Genomic DNA, 20251 nt, shown 5'->3' with positions numbered 1-20251 from the left:
GCGCGGCCCGCAAGAAGAACGTGACCCGGTGCCCCTCGCCGGGACGATGCGATGACGAGCAAGGTGAGATGAACAGTTCTGCGACGACTCCGGTCTCCCGGGCCACGGCCGTCTGGTCACTGGCCGGGCTGGTGCTGCTGACGGTCAACCTGCGGTCCGCGATCACCGGCGTCGCCCCGGTGCTCGGCGACCTGCGGGACGTCTTCGGCCTGTCCGGCGCGCAGGTCGGGATCCTGACCACGCTGCCGGTGCTGTGCCTGGGCGCGTTCGCCGGCGTCGCGCCCGTCGTGGCGCGCCGGCTCGGCGCCGAGGTCGCGATCGCCGGGTCCCTCGTCATGATCACGGCGGGGATCGTGCTGCGCGTGGTGCAGTCGCCGGTCGCGCTGTTCGGTGGAACGGTCCTGGCGGGCGCGGGGATCGCGATGGGCAACGTCCTCATGCCGGCCGTCATCAAGCGCGCGTTCCCGTCCCGCGTGGGCTCGCTCACGGGCCTCGCGATGATGTTGATGGCGGCGAGCGGCGCCGTCGCGGCCGGGCTCGCGGTGCCGCTGGACGAGGCCGGCGGATGGCGGCTCGCGCTCGCCGTCTGGGCCGTCCCGTCCCTGGTCGCGGTGCTCGTGTGGGGGCCGCTGGCCGTCCGCGGGCGGCGGCGCGCCCCGGACGTCCCCGTCCGGGCCCCGCGCGAGGACGGGTCCCTGCTGCGCTCGCCGACCGCCTGGTTCGTCGCCGCCTTCATGGGGCTGGCGTCGCTGATGTTCTACGTCCTGATGTCGTGGCTGCCGGAGATCATGCGGGACGCCGGGTACGCGCCCGCCGCCGCCGGGATGATGGTCTCCGCCATGATGATCGTCGGCATTCCGCTGGGCTTCCTCGTCCCGGTGTTCGCCGCGCGGCTGCCCGACCAGCGTCCCCTGGTCGTCGCCGTCGCCGCCACGATGGTCGCCGGCACCCTCGGGCTGCTGGTCGCCCCGTCCGCCGGCTGGGCGTGGGTGCTCGTCCTCGGGATCGGCACCGGCAGCGCGTTCCCGCTGGCGTACACGCTGCTCAGCCTGCGCTCGCCGAGCCCGTCCGTGGCCGCCGGCCTGTCCGGGATGGCGCAGACGGGCGGCTATCTCCTCGCCGCCGCCGGCCCGTTCGCGGTCGGGGTGCTGCACGACGCCACCGGCGGCTGGACCGTTCCGCTCGTCCTGCTGCTCCTGCTGGTCGTGCCGGAGGTCGTGTTCGGTCTGCTGGCCGCGCGTCCCGGGTTCGTCCGCCCGGCCCGGCCGCGGTCGCGCATGGGCGAGCGGCCGCGGGAGCTCCCCGCGCTGGAACCCGCCAGGACGCGCTGACTCAGGTCATGTCGACGGCGTCCAGGTCCAGGACGCGCGCGTGCAGCACCTGCCGCTGGTGCAGCGCCGCCCGGAGCGCCCGGTGCAGGCCGTCCTCCAGGTAGAGCTCCCCCTGCCACTGGACGACGTGCGGGAACAGGTCGCCGTAGAACGTCGAGTCCTTCGAGAGGAGGGACTGGAGGTCCATCTCGCGCTTGGTGCTGACGAGCTGGTCGAGGCGTACCTGGCGAGGCGGGATCTTGGCCCAGTCCCGGGACGAGAGCCCGTGGTCCGGATAGGGCCTTCCGTCACCGACCGCCTTGAAGATCACCCTTCGAGTCTACGGCGTCCGCAGTGGCCGGAGAAGGCAACGCAACAACATGCGTCACGGGAGTTGCCGCAATCGGTAAACCAGTTACCGCGCAGCTCAGGCGCTTCGTGAGTAAGTACCGCCATCCGCCGTCCGATCCCGGTGGCTGCGTCCGGTTGCGGAACCGCTCGTCCAGAATCTGGTCCCACCGTATGGTCTGTCTGGTGAAGAACGTGGACGACATCGACCGCCGGCTGCTGGAACTCCTTCAGCAGGACGCCACCCGGTCCTACGCGGCGCTCGGCACTGCCGTCGGCCTGTCGGCGGGGGCGGTTCACGAACGGGTCCGGAAGATGCGCGAGGGCGGCGTCATCCGCCGCACGAGCGTGGACGTGGAACCGGCCGCTCTGGGGCAGGGCGTGCTGGCCTTCATCATGATCGACTCGTCGGTCTGGATGGGGGACCGCGCGGCCGACTTCGCCGCCATCCCGGAGGTGCAGGAGGCCCACGTCGTCGCGGGTGACGCGTCCGTGCTGGTCAAGGTACGGACGTCCACGACCACCCGGCTGCAGGACGTCCTGCGCCGGATCTACGACATCCAGGGCGTCAGCGGGACGAGGGCGACGGTCGTCCTGGAGACGTTCTTCGAACGCCCGCTGTCGCCCAAGAGCGAGTGACGGCGTCCCGCCCGAGTGAACGCCCCGGGAACGTCAAAGGCCGGTGCCCGCGTCGGGCACCGGCCTCGGTGTGGCGGAGGATGCGAGATTCGAACTCGCGAGCGCTTGCACGCAACACGCTTTCCAAGCGTGCGCCCTAGGCCACTAGGCGAATCCTCCACGGGAAAGCCTACCGGTTCCCGGGCAGTGACCTGACCTCAATAACGGCGGAGACCGGGATCGGCCCGTAGACGTGCGGGAAGACGTCGTCGCCGACGGGCTCGCGGCGGACGGGGGCGTCCAGCCGGGACGCGTCGATGACCAGCAGGACGAGGTCCTCCCTGGGGACGGCGCCGTAGAAGCGGGCGAGAACGCCGTCCACCTGGGACATGTCGGACGAGCAGTGGATGAAGCCCTCGTCGTCCAGCGTCCGGCCCAGCGTGGACATGGTGTACGACACACCGGTGGCGCGGGCGGATTCCCAGTGGGTTCGTTCGGCGATGTGCAGGAGCTTGTCCTGGGGCGCGGCGGGCATGAGGCGGAGACTACGCCGGAAGCGTGGCAATCCAGGGGCGGGGATGTCATAGACTCTGAGCAGACCCCTCGCATGGCGTCACCCTGTGAACCTCCCCAGGGCCGGAAGGCAGCAAGGATAAACAGGCTCTGGCGGGTGTGCGGGGGGTCCTCTGTTTCAGGTGACACCGTGCTTCGTGAAACCGTGCTGCTGACGCTCTGCTACTCCAGGAGGGCGGACCCCCGATGAGTCTGGCGCTGTACCGCAAGTACCGGCCAGCGACGTTCGCCGAGCTGAAGGGGCAGGAGCACGTCGCCGAGCCCCTGCAGCAGGCGCTGCGCAACGGCCGGATCAACCACGCGTACCTGTTCAGCGGCCCGCGCGGGTGCGGCAAGACGTCCAGCGCCCGGATCCTCGCCCGCTCCCTGATCTGCGAGAAGGGGCCGACCCCCGACCCGTGCGGCGTGTGCGACTCGTGCGTCGCGCTCGGGCCGTCCGGGACGGGGCACATCGACGTCATCGAGATCGACGCCGCCTCCCACGGTGGCGTCGACGATGCCCGCGACCTGCGGGAACGGGCCTTCTTCACGCCGGTGTCGGCGCGCTTCAAGGTGTACATCATCGACGAGGCGCACATGGTCACCAGCGGCGGCTTCAACGCGCTGCTGAAGCTCGTCGAGGAGCCGCCGCCGCACCTGAAGTTCGTGTTCGCGACCACCGAGCCCGAGAAGGTCATCGGGACGATCCGGTCCCGGACCCACCACTACCCGTTCCGGCTGATCCCGCCCGGCGTGCTGCAGGAGCTCGTCGAGGAGATCCTGCAGGCCGAGAACGTCCCGTACGAGCCGTCCGCGCTGCCGCTCGCCGTGCGGGCGGGCGCCGGGTCGGCGCGCGACACGCTCTCCATCCTCGACCAGCTGCTCGCCGGATCGGACGAGAAGGGCATCACGTACGCGCGTGCCGTCTCGCTGCTCGGATACACCGACTCCGCGCTGCTGGACGAGGTCATCGCGGCCTTCGCGGCCCGGGACGGCGCCGCCGTGTTCGCCGCCGTCGACCGCGTGATCGAGAGCGGCCAGGACCCGCGCCGGTTCACCACGGACCTGCTGGAACGCGTCCGCGACCTGGTGATCCTGTCGAACGTCCCGGAGGCCGGCGGGACGGGGCTGCTGAACGTCCCGCCGGACGAGCTGGACGCGATGTGCCGCCAGGCGTCGTCGATGGGCCCCGGCGAGCTGACGCGCGCCGCCGACCTGCTGCACACCGGGCTCACCGAGATGCGCGGCGCCACGTCCCCGCGGCTGCTGCTGGAACTGATCTGCGCCCGCATCCTGCTGCCGGCGGCGTACGAGGACGAGGCGTCCATGTTCGCCCGACTCGACCGCCTGGAGCGCCAGGCGGCCCAGGGCGGTCTGGCGGCACCGGCCTCGGGTGACGCGATGGCTCCGGCGTTCGCGGCGCCGGTCGCGCCGGTCGCGCCGCCGGCTCCCGCCGAGCGTCCGGCTCCGCCGCCTGCCGCCGCCGAACGTCCGGCCGCGCCGGAACGTCCCGCTGAATCCTCCCGTCCGGCCGCACCGGAACGTCCGGCCGCACCGGAACGTTCGGCGGAGTCGCGTCCGGCGGAGTCGCGTCCGGTCGCTCCGCAGCGGCCCGCCGCGCCCGGCGAGGCCCGGCCGAGCCCGCCGAGCGCCGACCCGGGCCCGCCCTCCGCCGGCGGGTTCGACTTCACGTCCGTCCAGCGGGTCTGGCCGGACGTGGTGGAGGCGGTCAAGCAGAAGAGCCGCGCCACCTGGATGGTCATCATGTCCGGGGTGCAGCCGGTGTCGCTCGACGGCAAGGTTCTGACCTTGGGCTTCGACGCCGAGGGACGCCGCCTGGGCTTCGTCAACGGCGGTCGCGACACCGTCCTTCGCGAGGTCTTCAAGGAGCGGATGGGCGTCGACTGGCGCATCGAGACGGTCGTCGGCGGCGGGGGCGGCGCCGGAGGCGGACGTCCCCCGGCGCAGGGCCCCGGAGGCGGCGGACGTCCGGGCGGCACCGGCGGCGGGCCCGACAACGGGTTCGGTTCCGCCTCGTCCTCCGGCTTCGGGTCGTCGGCGTCCGGAGGCTTCGGCAACGCCCCGCAGGCGCGGGCGCAGCAGAACGCGTCCCAGGGACGGCCGAACCCCGTCCCGCGGCCCGCGAGCAGCGGGGGTTCGCGCGGCCACACGGACCCGGGGCCGCTGCCACCGCCGCCGGACGAGCCTCCGCCGCCGCCCGAGCCCGCGCCCATGGACGAGAGCGACGAGGTCGACCCCGAAGGCGACGCGGACGCCGAGGGCAACGAGGCCGAGATGAACGGCATGGCCCTCATCCAGCGCGAACTCGGCGGTCAGATCATCCGCGAGATCGACAACTCGGCCTCCCCGTCCTAGCCGGGGCGACCGGCCAGGACGGGGAGGCCGCGTCCCGTCGGCGGATCAGCGGTGGCTCAGGACGTTCACCACGCGGCCGTCCGGGTCGCGGACGAAGAACCGGCGCACGCCCCACTCCTCGTCCCGGAGGGGGTGCACGATCTCCGCGCCGCTCTCCCGTACGGTCGCGTAGACCGCGTCCACGTCGTCGACCTCGACGCTGATGTCGGGGACGACCGGCCCGGTCCTGTCCTCGGTCATGAAGCTGACCTGCGCCGTCGGGACGGCGGGGGAGGCGACCGTCATGATCCAGCCCTGGTTCATGACCTCCTCGAAGCCCAGCAGCCCGTAGAACGCGCGGTTCTCCGGCATGGCCTCCGACCGGACATTGGGCACGACACGGCGAACGGACATCAGCGACCCCGAATCTGCAGGACGGTCAGTGGGACGAAACCATCGTCGCCCGGCACCGCGCCCCCGTCTTGGACGGAGGGGAACTCGGCTCCGCGACCGGCAGAGCCGTCACAGCGAACGGACGACCCTGGCGGGGCTGCCCACGGCGACGACGTTCGGCGGAATGTCCTTGGTGACCACGGAGCCGGCCCCGATCACGCTGTCGGCGCCGATCGTCACCCCGGCGAGGACGATGGCGCCGCCGCCGAGCCAGACGTTGTCCTCGATCACGATCGGCTCGGCGGACTCCAGTTTCGCGCGCCGCCGCTCGGGATCGAGGGGGTGGGTCGGGGTGAGGAGCTGCACGTTCGGGCCGATCTGCACGTCGTCGCCGATGGTGATGCGCGCCACGTCCAGGGCGGTCAGCCCGTAGTTCGCGAACGTGCCCGAGCCGACGGTGATGTAGGTGCCGTAGTCGACGTACAGCGGCGGACGGATGTGGGCGTCCGGGGCGATCGACCCGAGCAGGTCCTCCAGGAGGGGACGTGCGGCGTCCTGGTCGGTGGCGTAGACCTCGCCGTACCGGTGGGCGAGGGCGATGGCCCGCCTGGACGCGGCCTCCAGCTCCGGATCGTCCGCGATGTAGAGGTCACCGGCCAGCATCCGCTCCCGGTTGCTGCGCGGGTCCCCGGCGAAGAAGTCGGTCATCGGGCACGAGCCTAGCCGCGGCGGCGGACGCGGCGGCTCCGGGTGGTCCGCCCCCCGGCCAGGTGCGGGAGCACTCTCGCCAAGATCGTGACCGGCGCACTTACCGCATCGTGGCGCGAACCCGTAGTCTCGGGGGACGGACGACCGGAGGCTGGCGGAGCGACAGAGAGAAGGCCCTCGGGGGCCGGAAGAGGGAGTGCACCGTGGAACCCGGTGGACAGTTGAACATGCAGGAACTGCTGCAGCAGGCGCAGGCCATGCAGCAGCAGCTCTTCACCGCGCAGCGCGAGCTCGCGGAGGCCGAGGTGCAGGGCACCGCCGGGGGCGGGCTCGTCACCGCGACGGTCAACGGTCAGGGCGAGGTCACCGGGCTGTCGATCGACCCGAAGGCCGTCGACGCCGACGACCCGGCCGACACCGCGGAGACCATCGCCGACCTGGTCCTGGCCGCGATCCGGGACGCCGTCCGCGAGGCGCAGGAACTGCAGCAGGAGAAGATGGGGCCGCTCGCCCAGGGGCTCGGCGGCGGAGGCGGCATTCCGGGCTTCGGCGGGGGCGGCGGCGAGGGCGGCGGCCTTCCCGGCGGCTTCCCCGGCCTCGGCGGCCAGGGCGCCTGAACGAAGTCCTCAAAGACCTCAAAGACCTCGAAAGCAACGCGGACGACTAGGAAAGGAGGGGTCCGTTGTACGAAGGGGTGGTTCAGAACCTCATCGACGAGCTGGGCAGGCTGCCCGGCGTCGGCCCCAAGAGCGCGCAGCGGATCGCCTTCCACCTGCTCGCCGCCGACCCGGCCGAGGTCGAACGGCTGGGGAAGGCGCTCAAAGAGGTCAAGGACAAGGTTCGCTTCTGCAAGACGTGCGGGAACGTCGCCGAGGAAGAGGAGTGCCGGATCTGCCGGGACGCGCGCCGCGACCCCCACATCATCTGCGTCGTGGAGGAGTCCAAGGACGTCGTCGCGATCGAGAAGACCCGCGAGTTCCGCGGCACCTACCACGTGCTCGGCGGCGCGATCAGCCCGATCGAGGGCGTCGGCCCGGACGACCTGCGCATCCGCGAGCTGATGCGGCGCCTCGCGGACGGGGCGGTCACCGAGCTGATCCTCGCCACCGACCCCAACCTGGAGGGCGAGGCCACCGCGACGTACCTCGCCCGGCTCGTCAAGCCCATGGGCATCACCGTCACCCGTCTGGCCAGCGGCCTGCCGGTGGGTGGCGACCTCGAGTACGCCGACGAGGTGACGCTCGGCCGCGCATTCGAAGGACGGAGGCTGCTCGATGTCTGACACCAACAGCCCGCAGGACTGGAACGCCCTCGCCGAGCGCGTGGCGTGCCACGTCGACAACTACCTGAACGGACTGGAGGCGGTCGCCCGCGGCGACGGCGGGGTGCACACGATCCCGCTGCTCCTCCTCGAGGTGTCGCAGGTCATCCTGGCCGGCGCGCAGCTGGGCGCCAGTGCCGACGTCATCCTCCCCGACAACTGGGAGCCGGAGGTCGGCGACGACCCCGACCTCGACGCCGTCCGGCAGGGCCTGTCGGAGCGCCTCGTCGCGCTGGACGAGTACGTCGAGGTGTTCGACCCGTACAAGGACACCGAGCCCACGTCCTACCGCCTGTCGGACGACCTGGTCGACGTCGCCAGCGACCTCGTCCACGGGCTGCGCCACTACAACCAGGACCGCCCTCTGGAGGCGCTCTGGTGGTGGCAGTACTCGTACTTCAACCACTGGGGCAACCACGCCGGCGCCGCCCTGCGCGCCCTGCACGCCTTCGTCGCGAACGCCCGCCTGGACGTGTCCACGGAGGTCGCGACGGCCTAGCGCGGGCCGGCCGGTCCGCTGCCTAGGCGGTGCCGCCGGAGGTCACCGACGCGCCCAGCGTCCACGCCACCAGCTCGGCGGTCTTCTCGACGTCCGAGCCGAGCTGCCCGCCGGCTCCGCCGCCGCTGCCGTCGCCGTCACCGCTTCCGGGGCGCCACGCGTAGAGGGCGAGTTCGCCGTCCCAGACGACGACGCCGGACTGCCCGCGGTAGGCGACGCGCAGCCCTGCCTCATCGTCGTCCGGTCGCGTCGCGGACACTTGCGGGGCGCGCCGCCGCAGCGCCGCGTAGAGCGCGTGCAGCGGCCCCCTGCGTATCCGCGGCAGTTCGTCGAACGCGGCCATCGGCTCTCCCATCAGCTCGGTCACCGCCGCGTGCGCCCCGGCCGGGTCACGGCACGGGCGCGGCGGATCGCCGGTGGACGAGATGAACCACGGCGCACCCCGCCCCTTGCCCCCTAGCTAGACGCTTTGCCCCGCTATCTGGTGGTCAGCTGAGAAGATCCAACCGGGATCGTCCCGTCGGGGCGGATCGCCGATCGAGCCGCGTCCCGGCCCTGAGCCGCGAAAAGCCCGTGTGGCGAAGATCAGGTCTTCGCCACACGGGCCGTGGATCCGCTCTTCGAGACCAACCGTTCCATGGACTGATGTCTCCAGCCGATGGCGGACAGACCCTCGCCGGCGCGCGTCAGGCCACGCGGCCCCGGAAGGTGCCGGCGTTCTGGAAGGCGCCGTCCAGGACGCGGCCGACCTCGTCGAGCCCCTTGCGGACCTTGGCGACGCCGATCGCGCCGCCGGACATGCCGGTCGTCGCGAGGCCGGCGTCGACGATCACGCTGCCGTCCTGCTGCGGACGCAGGATGACGCGGTACTTGTAGTGCGTGGCGAACGCCCCGAGGAGGAGGGCCTTGGTGCGCGAGCCCTTCTCGATGATGGCCTCGCCCGGGTTCTCCCAGGTGAAGCGGTAGCCCTGGGCCCCCAGGACCTGCTCCAGGAAGGGGCCGACCTGGTCGGGCGTGCCGGTCACGTGAAGCTTGACGGAATCGGCCATGATGCTCCTCTGCGTGGGGGTACGGGGTCATCACCCCGCTGTCGCACCGATAGGACGAGATTGTCGGCCGATGTGTTCGGGGCAGTGCGGAAGTGAACCACAAATTTTCGCGACGAACCGGGAAACGGCCCAGGCCGGCCTGTGTCCTCCCTGTCGGGAAGGAGATAGTTACCTCGTTGTGATCCATCGGAGTGGGCTCGGTAGACTCGACGACCGGTACGCCTGACCCCGATCCGAGGAGCGCCCACTCGTGGCTCTTGTCGTGCAGAAGTACGGTGGCTCCTCCGTCGCCGACGCCGATGGCGTCAAGCGGGTCGCCCAGCGCATCGTCGCAACGAAGAAGGCGGGCAACGACGTGGTCGTCGTGGTCTCCGCCATGGGCGACACGACGGATGATCTCATCGATATGGCCAAGCAGGTCAGCCCCCTGCCGCCGGTCCGTGAGCTGGACATGCTGCTCACCGCGGGCGAGCGCATCTCGATGGCCCTGCTGGCCATGGCCATCGCGAACCTGGGCCACGAGGCCCGCTCGTTCACCGGCTCCCAGGCGGGCGTGATCACCGACGGCTCGCACGGGAAAGCGAAGATCATCGATGTGACGCCGGGGCGGATCAGGTCCGCGCTGGACGAGGGCTCGATCTGCATCGTGGCCGGGTTCCAGGGCGTCTCGCAGGGCACCAAGGACATCACCACGCTCGGCCGCGGCGGGTCCGACACCACCGCGGTGGCGCTCGCCGCCGCGCTGGACGCCGACGTCTGCGAGATCTACTCCGACGTCGACGGCGTCTTCACCGCCGACCCGCGCATCGTGCCCGCCGCCCGCAAGATCCCGAAGATCTCCTACGAGGAGATGCTGGAGATGGCGGCGAACGGTGCGAAGATCCTGCATCTGCGCTGCGTGGAGTACGCGCGCCGCTACAACATCCCGATCCATGTGCGCTCCTCGTTCAGTCAGAAGGAGGGCACGTGGGTCGTCGACAGCAGCGAGATCGAAGGACAGGACATGGAGCAGGCGATCATCTCCGGCGTCGCGCACGACCGGAGCGAGGCCAAGATCACCGTGGTGGGGGTGCCCGACAAGGTCGGTGAGGCCGCCGCGATCTTCACGGTGCTGTCCGACGCCGAGATCAACATCGACATGATCGTGCAGAACGTGTCGGCGGCGTCCACCGGGCGGACCGACATCTCGTTCACGCTTCCGGCGACCGACGGCCAGACCGCGCTCACCGCCCTCAACAAGCTCAAGGAGCGGATCGGCTTCGAGGCGCTGCGCTACGACGACCGCATCGGCAAGGTGTCGCTGATCGGCGCCGGGATGCGCTCGCACCCGGGCGTCACGGCGAAGCTGTTCAGCGCGATCGCCGAGGCCGGGGTGAACATCGAGATGATCTCCACCTCCGAGATCCGGATCTCGGTCGTCGTCGCCCAGGACGACGTCGACACGTCGGTGGCCGCCGCGCACCACGCGTTCGACCTCGACTCCGAGCAGGTCGAGGCGGTCGTCTACGGCGGCACCGGCCGCTGACCGCCGCGCGGGCCGCGCGGTGCCGCCGGCCGCGACACGCCTCCGGCGGCGCCGCCCCGGCGTCCGATTCCTAGGGCCCTGTCCGGGAACCGGGCGTGGGCGGCGGTAGTTCTGAGGATGTGAGTGCGACGATGGGCTCCGGCTCCGGGCTGCCGACTCTCGCGGTCGTGGGCGCCACCGGGGCGGTCGGCTCGGTGCTGCTCGACCTGCTGTCCACCCGCCGGAACGTGTACGGGGAGGTCCGCCTCGTCGGCTCGGAGCGTTCCGCCGGACGCGGCCTCCAGGTGCGCGGCGACCGGGCCGAGACTCTGGCGCTGTCCCCGGAGGTCTTCTCCGGTGTCGACGTGGCGATGTTCGCCGTGCCGGACGAGGTGGCCGCGGCCTGGGCGCCGGTCGCGGTCGAGCACGGCGCCGCGGCGGTCGACGCGTCGCAGGCGTTCCGGGCCGTCCAGGACGTTCCACTCGTCGTCCCCGAGGTGAACCCCGAGCGTGTCCGGGACCGTCCGCGCGGCATCGTCGCGGGCCCCGGCTGCGCGACCCTGTCGATGATCGTGGCGGTCGGCGCGCTGCACGCCCGGTACGGGCTGCGGGAGCTGGTCATCGCGTCCTACCAGGCGGCGTCCGGCGCGGGCCGGCACGGCGTCGACACGCTGTACGCGCAGCTGGAGAAGGTCGGCGGCGACCGGGCGCTCGGCAACCGCTCGGGCGACGTGCGCGGCGTGGTCGGCGACCTCGGCCCGTTCCCGGCGCCGCTCGCGCTGAACGTGATCCCCTGGACGGGCACGGGCGTGGACGGCGGCTGGACGTCCGACGAGACCGGCCTGCGGGACGAGACCCGCAAGGTGCTCGGCCTGCCCGGCCTGAAGGTGTCGGCGACATGCGTCCGCGTCCCCGTGATCACCGGGCATTCGATGGCGGTGCACGCCGCGTTCGCGGAGCGCACCGACCAGCGCGAGGCACAGGAGATCCTGGCCCGCTCGCCGGGCGTGGTGCTGTGCGACAGCCCGGAGACGCACGAGTTCCCGACGCCGTCCGACGTCGCGGGCACCGACCCGACGTGGGCGGGCCGCGTCCGCCGCTCGCTCGACGACCCGCGGGCCCTGGACCTGTTCCTGTCCGGCGACAACCTCCGCAAGGGCGCCGCGCTCAACACCGTCCAGATCGCCGAGCTGATCGCCGCCGAGTTGACCGCGTGACCCGCCCGGCCGCGCCCGCGGGGCACCGCCCCGGGGCGCGGGGTTGCGCCGGGCGGCGGTTCATGGCATGAGCGGGACGCCGCACGCGGGCTTTAGGGTGGCATGCGTGACCGACACGAAGGCCGTGAAGTCCGAGCAGACGCGGGCCGCGATCGTCGAGACGGCGCTGCGCCTGTTCCGGGAGCGCGGTTACGAGGCGACGACGATGCGGGCGATCGCCAAGGAGGCGGGCGTCTCGGTCGGCAACGCCTACTACTACTTCGGGTCCAAGGAAGAGCTGATCCAGGCCTACTACGACGAGCTGCAGGACGAGCACGTCGCCGCCTGCCGGGCCGTCCTCGACACCGAGCGGGAGTTCGCGCCACGGCTGCTCGGCGTGCTGAGGGCCCGGGTCGACACGATGGTCCCGTACCACGAGTTCGCCGGGAAGTTCTTCAAGTTCGCCGCCGAGCCGACGAGCCCGCTCAACCCGTTCAGCGCCGAGTCCGGTCCGGCCCGCGACTCGGCGGTCGCGATCTACCGCGAGGTCGTCGAGGGCTCCGACCTGAAGATCGACAGGGAGTTCCGGGCGGAGCTGCCCGAACTGCTGTGGATCTACTCGATGGGCATCGTCCTGTACTGGGTGCACGACAGCTCGCCCGGCTGCCGCAAGACGTACCTGCTCGTCGAGCGGACGGTCCCGCTGGTCAACCGCATGGTGGCGATGTCGCGGCTGCCGGGCTTCAAGTCGGTGACGCGGGAGCTGGTCGGCATCATCCGCGAGGTCCGGGCCTGACCGGCGCCGCCGGGCCGCGGAGCGGGTCAGCGGAAGGTGATGTCCCAGTGGTCCTTCTCGCGGGCGAAGACGGTGCCGTCCGGTGACCGGTGGAGCCGGGCGCCGTCGCCGCGCGTCCCGGCGGACGGGTGGCGCCTGATGGCGGCGTCCACGCACCGCCCCGGCGCGATGTCGAGTTTGTAGCCGTTCGCATGGCTGTAGGCGCCGGACGCGTGACCGCGCTCGGTGCCCCCGGTGACGGTGATCTCGCAGCCGCTCGACTCGGCGAAGTCGATCAGGCCCTTGATCGTCCCCCATCGGACGCCGTCGAACGAGGTGCAGTTCCGGCCCTTCCGGTCCGAGCAGCCGCCGGTCGACCGCCAGCGGATGCCGAAGGCGCGCAGCACGTCCCCGGCGAACGCGTGCTTCAGCCGCGCCGACGCGGGCAGTTCCGGCAGCCCGCCGAGCGCTTCCGCGTCTTCTGGGGCGGAGTCCGTCTCGGCGCCCGATACGTCCTGGCCCGCTTCCGGTGCGGGCGGACCCGGCGGGACCGCCGAAGCGGGATCATCGGACCCCGGGGGCCGCCCGTTCGGTGCGAGCATCGGCGAGGCCGTCCCGGGTTCCGCGCCAGGGCCTGGAGCGGCCGTGGCCAGCGAGGGCCGCCGCGACCCGGGGACGGGTGAGCCCCGACGCAGCGCCGGCAAGGTGACGGAAGGGCGGCCCGGTTCGGAGGCACTTGCCGGCACGGCGCGCCGGTCGGCGGGCATGGCCGAACCGGCGGCGTGCGCGGGCGGTGCGGTGAGCGGCGTGGCGGCGAACGCCAGGGCCGCCGCCAGGGCGGTCAGGCGGAAGGCCGGGCCGTGCGGCCCGGGTATTCGGTCGCCGAAGGCGTGCCGGACGAGCGCATGGGCGTGCCGAAGACGTGTCATGTGGTCCCCCCGATCGGTGATCTCCGATTGACCGGGGGGCGTGCCGGCCGTCATGATCAACGGCCGACCGGAGGATGCCCGAGGTTCGATCGTGTAAACCCGGGGGACGGGCGGCCGCGCGCCCGTCCCCCGGACAGGTCACGACATGCCGAGATGTTTGCGGGCGAAGCCGATTTCGGCGGCCATTTGCGTGATCCGTTCCTCGACGACGAGCGAGCCGTGCCCGGCGTCGTACCGGTACACCTCGTGCGGGAGGCCCAGCTCGGCGAGCCGCCCGAGGTAGTTGTCGATCTGCCGGATGGGGCAGCGCGGGTCGTTCTCCCCGGCCAGGACCAGCACCGGCGCCTTGACCCGCGACACGTAGGTGATCGGGGACGATTCGCGGTACCGGTCCGGGACCTCGTCCGGCGAGCCGCCGAACAGGGAGCGGTCGAACGCCTGCAGGCCCTCCATCTCGTCCTCGTACGCGGCGACGTAGTCGGCGACGGGGACGGCGGCGACCGCGACGCTCCAGTCGTCCGGCTGCGTGCCGATGCCGAGCAGGGTGAGGAAACCGCCCCACGAGCCGCCCGTCAGCACGAGCTTCGACGGGTCGGCGAGACCGGACTCGACGGCCCAGTCGCGGACGGCCTTGATGTCCTCCAGTTCGGTGAGGCCGACGCGGCCCTCGATGGCGTCGCGCCACTCCGACCCGTATCCGGTGGAGCCTCGGTAGTTGACGCGGACGACCGCGAACCCGTGGTCGACCCAGGCGGCGGCGGTCGGCACGAACGAGTCGTCGTCCTGCGCGGTCGGCCCGCCGTGGACGTCGAAGACGGCCGGGTAGGGGCGGTCGCCGTCCGGCCTGCTGACCAGCGCGTGGATGCGGCCGCCGGGGCCGTCCACCCACACGTCCTCGACCGGGACGGACGGCGGCGCCGGCTCGCCGGGCGGGGTGAGGACGACCGCGCCGGACGTGGAGCGGATCACCGGCGGCTCCGCGGCGGACGACCACGAGAACTCGACCGTCCCGTCCGGCCGGACGTCGGCGCCGCCGATCACGCCGCGCGGCGTGTCGATCCCGGTCAGCGAGCCGTCGGCCAGGTCGTACCGGTACAGCTCGTCGCGCGCCTCGTGCGAGTGGGAGATCAGCAGCGCCGTTCCGTCCGGATACCAGCCGGCGCCGATCTCGCCGGGCAGGTCGAGGACGATCTCCTGCTCGGTCCCGGCGACCGGGTCCCAGATGAGCATCTCGTCCCGGCCGCGCCGCTCATGGTTGACCAGGAGCCGCGAATCGCCGTCGACCGGGGCGAACCCGGCGCCGTAGACGCCCTTGCCGGGCCCGTCCCACAGGTCGGCGACCGCGGACCCGTCAGGGCGCAGGACTCGCAGCGCCATGTGCCGGCTGTCCCCATGCTCGCTGTGCCCGATCGCGATGAGGGTCTCGTCCCGCGAGAGGGCGGCGATGTGCGCGTCCTCCGCGTGGTGGTAGAGCACTTCGGGTTCCGCGCCGGGAGGGCACAGATGGATCGTGTTGCCCTGCTCGGACGTCCGTCCGACGACGGCGAGACCACTGCGCCCTAGGGACAGCCCAGACGGATACGACGGATCCAGCCCGGGGACGGCGGGTTCGCTCTGCGAGTCCTCGAACGACCCCCCGAACGGGAGACGCCTCCATATGCCGAACTCGTCTCCGTCCGTGTCCGCGAACCACCACACCCATTCGCCGGACGGGTCGACGGTACCCATCCATGTGCCGTTGGGACGATCGGTCATCTGGCGCTGCGCACCGGTCTCCCGGTCCCAGGCGTAGATCTCCCACGTCCCCGTCACGTTCGACCGGTAGATGCTGCGGTTCGGGGCGTCACGCGCCCATCGGGGCAGGCTCATCCGGGCGGCCCGGAAACGCGCCTTCCAGCGCTCGTCGTCGACCATGCCCCCAGTATCCCGGCCGATCGGCGCCCGCACACCCGCCGCGGCGGCAGGGCCCCAGGGGGTGCGTCAGGGGGTGGTCAGGCGGCCGAGCAGCTGGTCGATGGCGCCGCGGACCTGCCGGTCCATGGCCCGCGCGAACCCGGCCTCGACCGTGACCTGCGCGCCGGGACGCAGCCGGGCGAGGGTCTCGGTGAGCTCGCCGAGGTCCTGGTCGTCGATGCTCGCGACGATGTGCGTGGTGATCAGCCGGACGAACATGGCGGCGAGGTCGTCCATGCTGCGCTGGAGCTCCTGCCCGGCCGACAGCACCGCGTCCAGCGGCACCCCGGCGCGGACGAGCGCGACCGTCGCGTCCAGCTGGCGGCGGCTCCAGTGCGTGACCCGGTCGCCGTCCACCTCGATGTGGCCGAGCGCGACGGCCCGCTCTACCGAGTCGGGGCCGACCTCGCCGGGGAACAGGGCGGCCAGCTCGTCCAGCGTCATCGTCACCGGGACCTCGTTCGACCACGGCGTCGTGACCGCCTTCTCGACCCCGAGGACGGTGCCGATGTCGCGGCCCTGCTCCCACGCCGACAGCAGCTCCCGGATGCCCTCCAGGGTGTGTCCGCGCTCCAGCAGGTTCCCGATCATGCGCAGGCGGGCGAGGTGGTCCTCGGAGTAGAGGCCGATGCGCCCCTCGCGGCGGGGCGGCGGCAGCAGCTTGCGCTCCTGGTAGTAGCGCAGCGTCCGCACCGGGACGCCGGCCGCCGAGGCGAGCTCGCCGATGCGGTACTCGCGGCCGCCGCCGGGGCCGTCCGCCGGGGCGCGGTCCGCCGGCCCTTCGCTTTCCGCGGGCCCTTCGGCCTCCGTCGGCTCATCGCTCACGGGCGTCAGCATAGTTCGCGGCCGGTGCCGGGCACGTCGTCCGCTCGCCCGGCCATGGAACGGGATCGGGGTCGCGGACGTCCGACCTGCGTCGTCGTAGCAGAGAAAGGTCCACCGCCATGCCCAAGACCCGTTCCGTCGCACTCGCGCTGACCGTGCTGGTCGCCGCGTTCGGGCTGACCGCGTGCGGTCAGAAGAGGTGGTGCGAGCACGACGCGACCGACACCAAGGTCAGCGACAGCTACTGCAAGAAGAACACGCCCGGGTACGAGTGGGAGTCGGGCGGCGGCCACAAGACCAAGCACAAGAAGACCACGTCCAAGACCGGGACCAAGTCGCGCCACTGAGGCTAGGGCGCCCGCCGGACGGTCTTGGTCCTGCGTTGCCGGCGGCGCGGCCGGTCCTTCGCGGCCTGCGCCGCGTCGGCGGCGATCAGGTCGCGGAGCGTGCGGGGAAGGATGTCCCGGCGCCGGTCGATGAACGGTGAACGCATCGGATTCTCCCTGGTCAGGCGGCTGTCCCGACACGGGGGTAGGCCTCGGACACGGTGCTGAGCGCCCAGCGCATCCGGGCGCTGTAGGTCTCCGGGTGGTCGCCCGCCTCCTGCGCGACGAGGGCGAGGCAGACGGAGCGGTCCCCGCCGCAGGCGCCGATCCGGTGGTCGATCGCCGCGCGGACCTGCTCGGCGGAGGGACGGTCGGACTCCTGGAGCCCGCTGCAGAACAGGATCTCGGCCAGGTCGGAGGTGGTCATCGAGGTGGGGGGCGGCGTGTTCGACATCGTGTGCCTTCTTCCTGCGGAGGGGCCTCGGTCCCCTGCTGCCAGATACGACTCTGCCCGCCTGGCGAACTAATCGCCATAGGGGGAAACCCCTAACCACGGTGGAGTAATCCCCCGGGCGACCGGTTCCGGTTCGCGAACCCGTCCGCGAGCGCCGTCCGGAAGGCGCGCACGGCCGGGTGCTCACCGCCTCCCCGGCGGGACGCGGTGAACAGGCGGCGGATCCGCCGCTCCGCCGGCAGCCGGACCACCGGGACCGTCGGCGGGCGCCCCGCCCACACGAGGCCGGGCAGCAGCGCGGCGGCGTGGCCCCGCTCCACCAGCCGCAGGTGGAGCAGCAGGTCGGTGGACTCGAACCGCACGTCCGGTTCGAACCCGGCCTCGCGGCACAGCCTCGTCGCCCACTGCCGGGACGCCGTCCCTTCGGGCTCCATGACCCACGGGACGCCGGCCAAACCCCGCAGGCCGCCGTCCGGCGCGCCGGGCCCCGGGTGCGCGAGGCGGATCTCGTCCGCGCCGAGTTCCGCGTACTCGACGCCCACCGGCCGCGGCCCCGGCTCCCCCGGATACTCCTCGGTGATGACCAGGTCGAAGTCCCGCGCGAGGAGGGCGGGCAGCGCGCTCTCCGGCTCCCGCTGGGTCATCTCGATCCGCAGCCGCGGGTGGGCGTCGCGGAGCAGGCTGAGCGCGTCCGGGACGAGCGCGAGCGCGGCGGTCTGGAACGCGGCGACCCGCAGCACCCCGGTGATGCCCCGCAGGGACGCCGCCAGGTCGGCCTCCGCGCGTTCGAGCCGCTCCAGCACCGCCTCGGTGTGCGCGACGAGGATCTCGGCCTGCGCGGTCAGCCGGACCCGGCGTCCCACCGGTTCCAGCAGCGGCACCCCGACCTCCTTCTCGAGGACGGACAGCTGCTGCGAGATCGACGACGGGCTGTAGGAGAGGGCCTCGGCGACGGCGGCGAGCGTGCCGCGGTGCTTCAGCTCGCGCAGCAGGCGCAGCCGGTGCAGATCCAGCATGGCCCCTCCATTCATCGGATCAGCTGATGTTTATCGCTCGGAAACATTCGCTGGACCGACCATAGACCGCTGCGGAAGCGTATCGTCCATGGTCAACGCCCCCGCCCGCTGGTTCAGCCGCCCGGCCGCCCGCGCCTGGACGTGCCCGCCCGTCCCCCGCGACGTCGCCGCCTTCCACCGGACGCTCCCCGGGTACGTCCCGACGCCGCTCGCCGAACTCCCGCCGCTCGCCGCCGGACTCGGCGTCCGGCGGGTCTTCGTGAAGGACGAGTCGTCCCGGCTCGGGCTGCCCGCGTTCAAGATCCTCGGCGCCTCGTGGGGGATCTACCGCGCGCTGTGCGACAGGTACCGCCTGCCGGACGTTCCGCTGGCCCGGCTGCGCGAGCTGGGCCCGGTCCGGCTGGTCACGGCGACGGACGGCAACCACGGCCGCGCGGTCGCCGCGATGGCCCGCCTCCTGGGGCTGGCGGCCGACGTCTACGTCCCGTACGGCGTCCACCCCGCCGCCGTGGCGGCGATCAAGGCGGAGGGCGCCGGCCTGACCGAGGTGCCAGGCCCCTACGACGAGGCGGTGCGTCTCGCGGCGGACGTGGCGGCGTCCGACCCCTCGGCCCTCCTCGTGCAGGACACGGCGTGGCCGGGTTACGAACGCGTCCCCCAGTGGATCGTGGAGGGCTACTCCACGCTCTTCACCGAAATCGACGAACAGCTGGCCGCTGTAGGGGCCGATCCCGCCGGGCTGGTGGCCGTCCCAGTGGGGGTGGGGTCGCTGGCTCAGGCGGCCGTGACACATTACAGGTCGGGCCCTGCGCGGCCCACCGTTCTCTCCGTGGAACCCGATGCCGCCCCGTGCGTTCTGGCGAGCCTCCACCACGGTGACCGGGTCACCGTCGAGACCGGTTCCACGGCCATGGCCGGCCTGAATTGCGCTACCCCGTCCACACTCGCCTGGCCCGTCCTAAGCTCTGGTCTGGACGCGGCGGTGGCGATCACCGACGCGGACACGGCGCAAGCCGCCAAGGACCTGTCCGCCCTGGGAATCTCGGCGGGCCCCTGCGGCGCCGCCTCCCTGGCCGGCGCCCGCACCGCCCTCGCCCACACGACTCCGATCCCCGACCACATCCAGACGATCGTCCTTCTGAACACAGAAGGACGGGCAGCCAACCCGTCCCTCCCCTAGAAACCGGCGCCCCGGCGACGCGTGTGCGCGCGCTGGAGCGTTCGCGGGCATCCCGGTCGTTGGGTGAGGAGGCGATACTTACAGTTCAGATTGTTAAGGTGAGCGCGATGGGCGACGATGGCCGCGAGTACAGGGTCGAGGAACTGGCGGCCGAGGCGGGGGTGCCGGTCCGCACGTTGCGCTACTACCAGGAGCGACGCCTACTGCCCGCGCCGCGCCGGCAGGGGAGGGTCGCCCTCTACAACGCGTCCCATCTGGGCCGGCTGCGGCTGATCGGCGAGCTGCTGGACCGCGGGTACCGGCTCGACGGCATCGAGGAGCTGCTCGCCGCCGCCGACGAGGGCCGCGACGTCACCGAGCTGCTCGGCTACGAGTGGGCGGCCGCCACGCCGTGGGCGGAGCGGGCGTCGACCGAGATCGGCGCGGCGGAGCTGGCCGCGATGTTCGACGGACGGCTCACCCCGGAGATCGTCGCGGAGGCGGCCGAGCTGGGCTACATCACGGTGCGGGACGACGAGCGGATCGTGATCCACAGCCCGCGGCTGTTCGACGCGGCGGTCCAGCTCGCCCGGGCCGGGATCCCGCTGCGCGCGATCCTGGCGCTGAGCTGGGAGCTGGAGTCCGCGTTCGACCGGATGGCGTTCGGCTTCGTCCAGCTGGTCAGGGGCCAGCTGCTGGACCGCCCCGCCGGCGACCCGACCCCCGAGGAGCTGGAGCGGCTGGCCGAGCTGGTCGGCCGGCTGCGCCCCATCGCCAGGACGGTCGCCGACGAGCATTTCGCCCGCGCGATGGATCGCCGCCTTACCAAGGACATTTCGGAGATCAGAGAGCGAATCCGGCCTACGCGCCGGTAACATACCCCTACCGCATCCCCGCGGAATTGGTTACTCTCGGCCAACTATCCCAGTCCGGACTGGGAGCGAGTCGTGAGGGGGTCGCA

At 72.2% G+C, this 20251-nt stretch carries 24 protein-coding genes, 1 tRNA gene and 1 other RNA gene; 13 read left to right on the top strand and 13 right to left on the bottom strand.

From position 1 onward, the window contains the following. The first annotated feature begins 68 nt into the window (after positions 1-68). The gene (locus tag SM611_RS14655; protein ID WP_371950083.1) at positions 69-1331 is read left to right on the top strand and encodes a CynX/NimT family MFS transporter; all 1263 of its coding nucleotides are present in this window, start codon (positions 69-71) and stop codon (positions 1329-1331) included. 1 nt (position 1332) lies between these two features. Here SM611_RS14655 and SM611_RS14650 read toward each other — a convergent pair whose 3' ends face one another. Next, positions 1333-1641, bottom strand: coding sequence for a type II toxin-antitoxin system VapB family antitoxin (locus SM611_RS14650; RefSeq protein WP_131884496.1), 309 nt, complete (start codon positions 1639-1641; stop codon positions 1333-1335). A gap of 203 nt (positions 1642-1844) precedes the next feature. On the opposite strand from SM611_RS14650, the gene SM611_RS14645 reads away from it, so the two are divergent. Next, positions 1845-2297, top strand: a complete 453-nt coding sequence (locus SM611_RS14645) for an Lrp/AsnC family transcriptional regulator (protein WP_371950082.1) — start codon at positions 1845-1847, stop codon at positions 2295-2297. Between the two features lie 71 nt (positions 2298-2368). Here SM611_RS14645 and SM611_RS14640 read toward each other — a convergent pair. Then, positions 2369-2456, bottom strand: a tRNA-Ser gene (locus tag SM611_RS14640). 10 nt (positions 2457-2466) lie between these two features. Continuing rightward, the gene (locus SM611_RS14635) at positions 2467-2811 is read right to left on the bottom strand and encodes a DUF952 domain-containing protein (protein WP_371950081.1); all 345 of its coding nucleotides are present in this window, start codon (positions 2809-2811) and stop codon (positions 2467-2469) included. Positions 2812-2870: 59 nt separating this feature from the next. Between SM611_RS14635 and ffs the strand changes: the two genes are divergently transcribed. Both ffs and SM611_RS14625 read left to right on the top strand, forming a co-directional pair. Beyond that, an RNA gene (ffs, locus tag SM611_RS14630) (signal recognition particle sRNA small type) lies at positions 2871-2966 on the top strand. Positions 2967-3035: 69 nt separating this feature from the next. Beyond that, the gene (locus SM611_RS14625; protein ID WP_371950080.1) at positions 3036-5204 is read left to right on the top strand and encodes a DNA polymerase III subunit gamma and tau; all 2169 of its coding nucleotides are present in this window, start codon (positions 3036-3038) and stop codon (positions 5202-5204) included. A 45-nt stretch (positions 5205-5249) separates the two neighbouring features. On the opposite strand, the gene SM611_RS14620 is transcribed toward SM611_RS14625, so the two are convergent. Continuing rightward, positions 5250-5597 carry a VOC family protein gene (locus SM611_RS14620; protein ID WP_371950079.1) on the bottom strand — a complete coding sequence of 116 codons (348 nt, stop codon included), beginning with the start codon at positions 5595-5597 and terminating at the stop codon, positions 5250-5252. Positions 5598-5705: 108 nt separating this feature from the next. Further along, a complete protein-coding gene (locus tag SM611_RS14615; protein WP_371950078.1) occupies positions 5706-6284 on the bottom strand; it encodes a sugar O-acetyltransferase in 579 nt (192 codons plus the stop codon). 227 nt (positions 6285-6511) lie between these two features. Here SM611_RS14615 and SM611_RS14610 point away from each other — a divergent pair, with 227 nt between their 5' ends. The 3 genes from SM611_RS14610 to SM611_RS14600 all read left to right on the top strand — a co-directional run bounded on the left by SM611_RS14610 (position 6512) and on the right by SM611_RS14600 (position 8104). Continuing rightward, positions 6512-6901 carry a YbaB/EbfC family nucleoid-associated protein gene (locus SM611_RS14610; protein ID WP_371950491.1) on the top strand — a complete coding sequence of 130 codons (390 nt, stop codon included), beginning with the start codon at positions 6512-6514 and terminating at the stop codon, positions 6899-6901. A gap of 65 nt (positions 6902-6966) precedes the next feature. Continuing rightward, entirely contained in the window at positions 6967-7566 is a 600-nt protein-coding gene (gene recR, locus SM611_RS14605) for a recombination mediator RecR (RefSeq protein ID WP_371950077.1), read from the top strand. Then, the gene (locus tag SM611_RS14600; RefSeq protein ID WP_371950076.1) at positions 7559-8104 is read left to right on the top strand and encodes a DUF5063 domain-containing protein; all 546 of its coding nucleotides are present in this window, start codon (positions 7559-7561) and stop codon (positions 8102-8104) included. The genes recR and SM611_RS14600 overlap by 8 nt, the downstream gene beginning before the upstream one ends. A gap of 22 nt (positions 8105-8126) precedes the next feature. Here the strand turns inward: SM611_RS14600 and SM611_RS14595 are convergent, their stop codons facing one another. Together SM611_RS14595 and SM611_RS14590 are read right to left on the bottom strand one after the other, a co-directional pair. Continuing rightward, positions 8127-8471: a hypothetical protein gene (locus tag SM611_RS14595; protein ID WP_371950075.1), complete on the bottom strand. Its 345-nt coding sequence runs from the start codon at positions 8469-8471 to the stop codon at positions 8127-8129. 319 nt (positions 8472-8790) lie between these two features. Next, positions 8791-9153, bottom strand: a complete 363-nt coding sequence (locus SM611_RS14590; protein ID WP_371950074.1) for a hypothetical protein — start codon at positions 9151-9153, stop codon at positions 8791-8793. A 250-nt stretch (positions 9154-9403) separates the two neighbouring features. On the opposite strand from SM611_RS14590, the gene SM611_RS14585 reads away from it, so the two are divergent. From SM611_RS14585 to SM611_RS14575, 3 genes are all read left to right on the top strand, one after another. Next, positions 9404-10678, top strand: coding sequence for an aspartate kinase (locus SM611_RS14585; protein ID WP_371950073.1), 1275 nt, complete (start codon positions 9404-9406; stop codon positions 10676-10678). Positions 10679-10809: 131 nt separating this feature from the next. After that, on the top strand, positions 10810-11874 hold the full coding sequence (locus tag SM611_RS14580) for an aspartate-semialdehyde dehydrogenase (RefSeq protein ID WP_371950490.1): 1065 nt from the start codon (positions 10810-10812) through the stop codon (positions 11872-11874). 106 nt (positions 11875-11980) lie between these two features. Further along, complete coding sequence (locus SM611_RS14575; protein WP_371950072.1) at positions 11981-12649, top strand: TetR/AcrR family transcriptional regulator; 669 nt, start codon at positions 11981-11983, stop codon at positions 12647-12649. A 26-nt stretch (positions 12650-12675) separates the two neighbouring features. Here SM611_RS14575 and SM611_RS14570 read toward each other — a convergent pair whose 3' ends face one another. The 3 genes from SM611_RS14570 to SM611_RS14560 all read right to left on the bottom strand — a co-directional run bounded on the left by SM611_RS14570 (position 12676) and on the right by SM611_RS14560 (position 16335). After that, entirely contained in the window at positions 12676-13557 is an 882-nt protein-coding gene (locus tag SM611_RS14570; protein ID WP_371950071.1) for a hypothetical protein, read from the bottom strand. A gap of 138 nt (positions 13558-13695) precedes the next feature. Continuing rightward, positions 13696-15471 (bottom strand): S9 family peptidase, encoded by a 1776-nt coding sequence (locus tag SM611_RS14565; RefSeq protein WP_371950070.1) that lies wholly within the window; start codon positions 15469-15471, stop codon positions 13696-13698. Positions 15472-15537: 66 nt separating this feature from the next. Next, a complete protein-coding gene (locus SM611_RS14560) occupies positions 15538-16335 on the bottom strand; it encodes a MerR family transcriptional regulator (protein ID WP_371950069.1) in 798 nt (265 codons plus the stop codon). A 119-nt stretch (positions 16336-16454) separates the two neighbouring features. Between SM611_RS14560 and SM611_RS14555 the strand changes: the two genes are divergently transcribed. Next, positions 16455-16682, top strand: coding sequence for a hypothetical protein (locus SM611_RS14555; RefSeq protein WP_371950068.1), 228 nt, complete (start codon positions 16455-16457; stop codon positions 16680-16682). Between the two features lie 2 nt (positions 16683-16684). Here the strand turns inward: SM611_RS14555 and SM611_RS14550 are convergent, their stop codons facing one another. The 3 genes from SM611_RS14550 to SM611_RS14540 form a co-directional block, all read right to left on the bottom strand. Next, entirely contained in the window at positions 16685-16828 is a 144-nt protein-coding gene (locus SM611_RS14550) for a hypothetical protein (protein ID WP_371950067.1), read from the bottom strand. Positions 16829-16842: 14 nt separating this feature from the next. Then, a complete protein-coding gene (locus SM611_RS14545) occupies positions 16843-17115 on the bottom strand; it encodes a hypothetical protein (protein WP_371950066.1) in 273 nt (90 codons plus the stop codon). Positions 17116-17207: 92 nt separating this feature from the next. Further along, complete coding sequence (locus SM611_RS14540; protein ID WP_371950065.1) at positions 17208-18131, bottom strand: LysR substrate-binding domain-containing protein; 924 nt, start codon at positions 18129-18131, stop codon at positions 17208-17210. Between the two features lie 88 nt (positions 18132-18219). Between SM611_RS14540 and SM611_RS14535 the strand changes: the two genes are divergently transcribed. Together SM611_RS14535 and SM611_RS14530 are read left to right on the top strand one after the other, a co-directional pair. Further along, a complete protein-coding gene (locus SM611_RS14535) occupies positions 18220-19311 on the top strand; it encodes a pyridoxal-phosphate dependent enzyme (RefSeq protein ID WP_371950064.1) in 1092 nt (363 codons plus the stop codon). A gap of 107 nt (positions 19312-19418) precedes the next feature. After that, positions 19419-20165 (top strand): MerR family transcriptional regulator, encoded by a 747-nt coding sequence (locus SM611_RS14530; protein WP_371950063.1) that lies wholly within the window; start codon positions 19419-19421, stop codon positions 20163-20165. The last annotated feature ends 86 nt before the right edge of the window (positions 20166-20251 follow it).

Origin of the sequence: Actinomadura monticuli, assembly GCF_041463655.1 — a bacterium.
In the GTDB taxonomy this organism is placed as follows: Bacteria; Actinomycetota; Actinomycetes; order Streptosporangiales; family Streptosporangiaceae; genus Spirillospora; species Spirillospora monticuli.
Note: the sequence above shows the minus strand (reverse complement) of the source record. Positions and strands in the feature narration are given on the sequence as shown.

What these genes read in the sequence shown, in the direction of transcription:
- SM611_RS14540 (WP_371950065.1), bottom strand. Translation starts at nt 18,131, where the DNA reads ATGCTGGATCTGCACCGGCTGCGCCTGCTGCGCGAGCTGAAGCACCGC.
- SM611_RS14550 (WP_371950067.1), bottom strand. Translation starts at nt 16,828, where the DNA reads ATGCGTTCACCGTTCATCGACCGGCGCCGGGACATCCTTCCCCGCACG.
- SM611_RS14535 (WP_371950064.1), top strand. Translation starts at nt 18,220, where the DNA reads ATGGTCAACGCCCCCGCCCGCTGGTTCAGCCGCCCGGCCGCCCGCGCC.
- SM611_RS14600 (WP_371950076.1), top strand. Translation starts at nt 7,559, where the DNA reads ATGTCTGACACCAACAGCCCGCAGGACTGGAACGCCCTCGCCGAGCGC.
- SM611_RS14580 (WP_371950490.1), top strand. Translation starts at nt 10,810, where the DNA reads ATGGGCTCCGGCTCCGGGCTGCCGACTCTCGCGGTCGTGGGCGCCACC.
- SM611_RS14615 (WP_371950078.1), bottom strand. Translation starts at nt 6,284, where the DNA reads ATGACCGACTTCTTCGCCGGGGACCCGCGCAGCAACCGGGAGCGGATG.
- SM611_RS14565 (WP_371950070.1), bottom strand. Translation starts at nt 15,471, where the DNA reads ATGGTCGACGACGAGCGCTGGAAGGCGCGTTTCCGGGCCGCCCGGATG.
- SM611_RS14555 (WP_371950068.1), top strand. Translation starts at nt 16,455, where the DNA reads ATGCCCAAGACCCGTTCCGTCGCACTCGCGCTGACCGTGCTGGTCGCC.
- SM611_RS14545 (WP_371950066.1), bottom strand. Translation starts at nt 17,115, where the DNA reads ATGTCGAACACGCCGCCCCCCACCTCGATGACCACCTCCGACCTGGCC.
- SM611_RS14620 (WP_371950079.1), bottom strand. Translation starts at nt 5,597, where the DNA reads ATGTCCGTTCGCCGTGTCGTGCCCAATGTCCGGTCGGAGGCCATGCCG.
- SM611_RS14590 (WP_371950074.1), bottom strand. Translation starts at nt 9,153, where the DNA reads ATGGCCGATTCCGTCAAGCTTCACGTGACCGGCACGCCCGACCAGGTC.
- SM611_RS14610 (WP_371950491.1), top strand. Translation starts at nt 6,512, where the DNA reads ATGCAGGAACTGCTGCAGCAGGCGCAGGCCATGCAGCAGCAGCTCTTC.
- SM611_RS14625 (WP_371950080.1), top strand. Translation starts at nt 3,036, where the DNA reads ATGAGTCTGGCGCTGTACCGCAAGTACCGGCCAGCGACGTTCGCCGAG.
- SM611_RS14530 (WP_371950063.1), top strand. Translation starts at nt 19,419, where the DNA reads ATGGGCGACGATGGCCGCGAGTACAGGGTCGAGGAACTGGCGGCCGAG.
- SM611_RS14655 (WP_371950083.1), top strand. Translation starts at nt 69, where the DNA reads ATGAACAGTTCTGCGACGACTCCGGTCTCCCGGGCCACGGCCGTCTGG.
- SM611_RS14635 (WP_371950081.1), bottom strand. Translation starts at nt 2,811, where the DNA reads ATGCCCGCCGCGCCCCAGGACAAGCTCCTGCACATCGCCGAACGAACC.
- SM611_RS14570 (WP_371950071.1), bottom strand. Translation starts at nt 13,557, where the DNA reads ATGACACGTCTTCGGCACGCCCATGCGCTCGTCCGGCACGCCTTCGGC.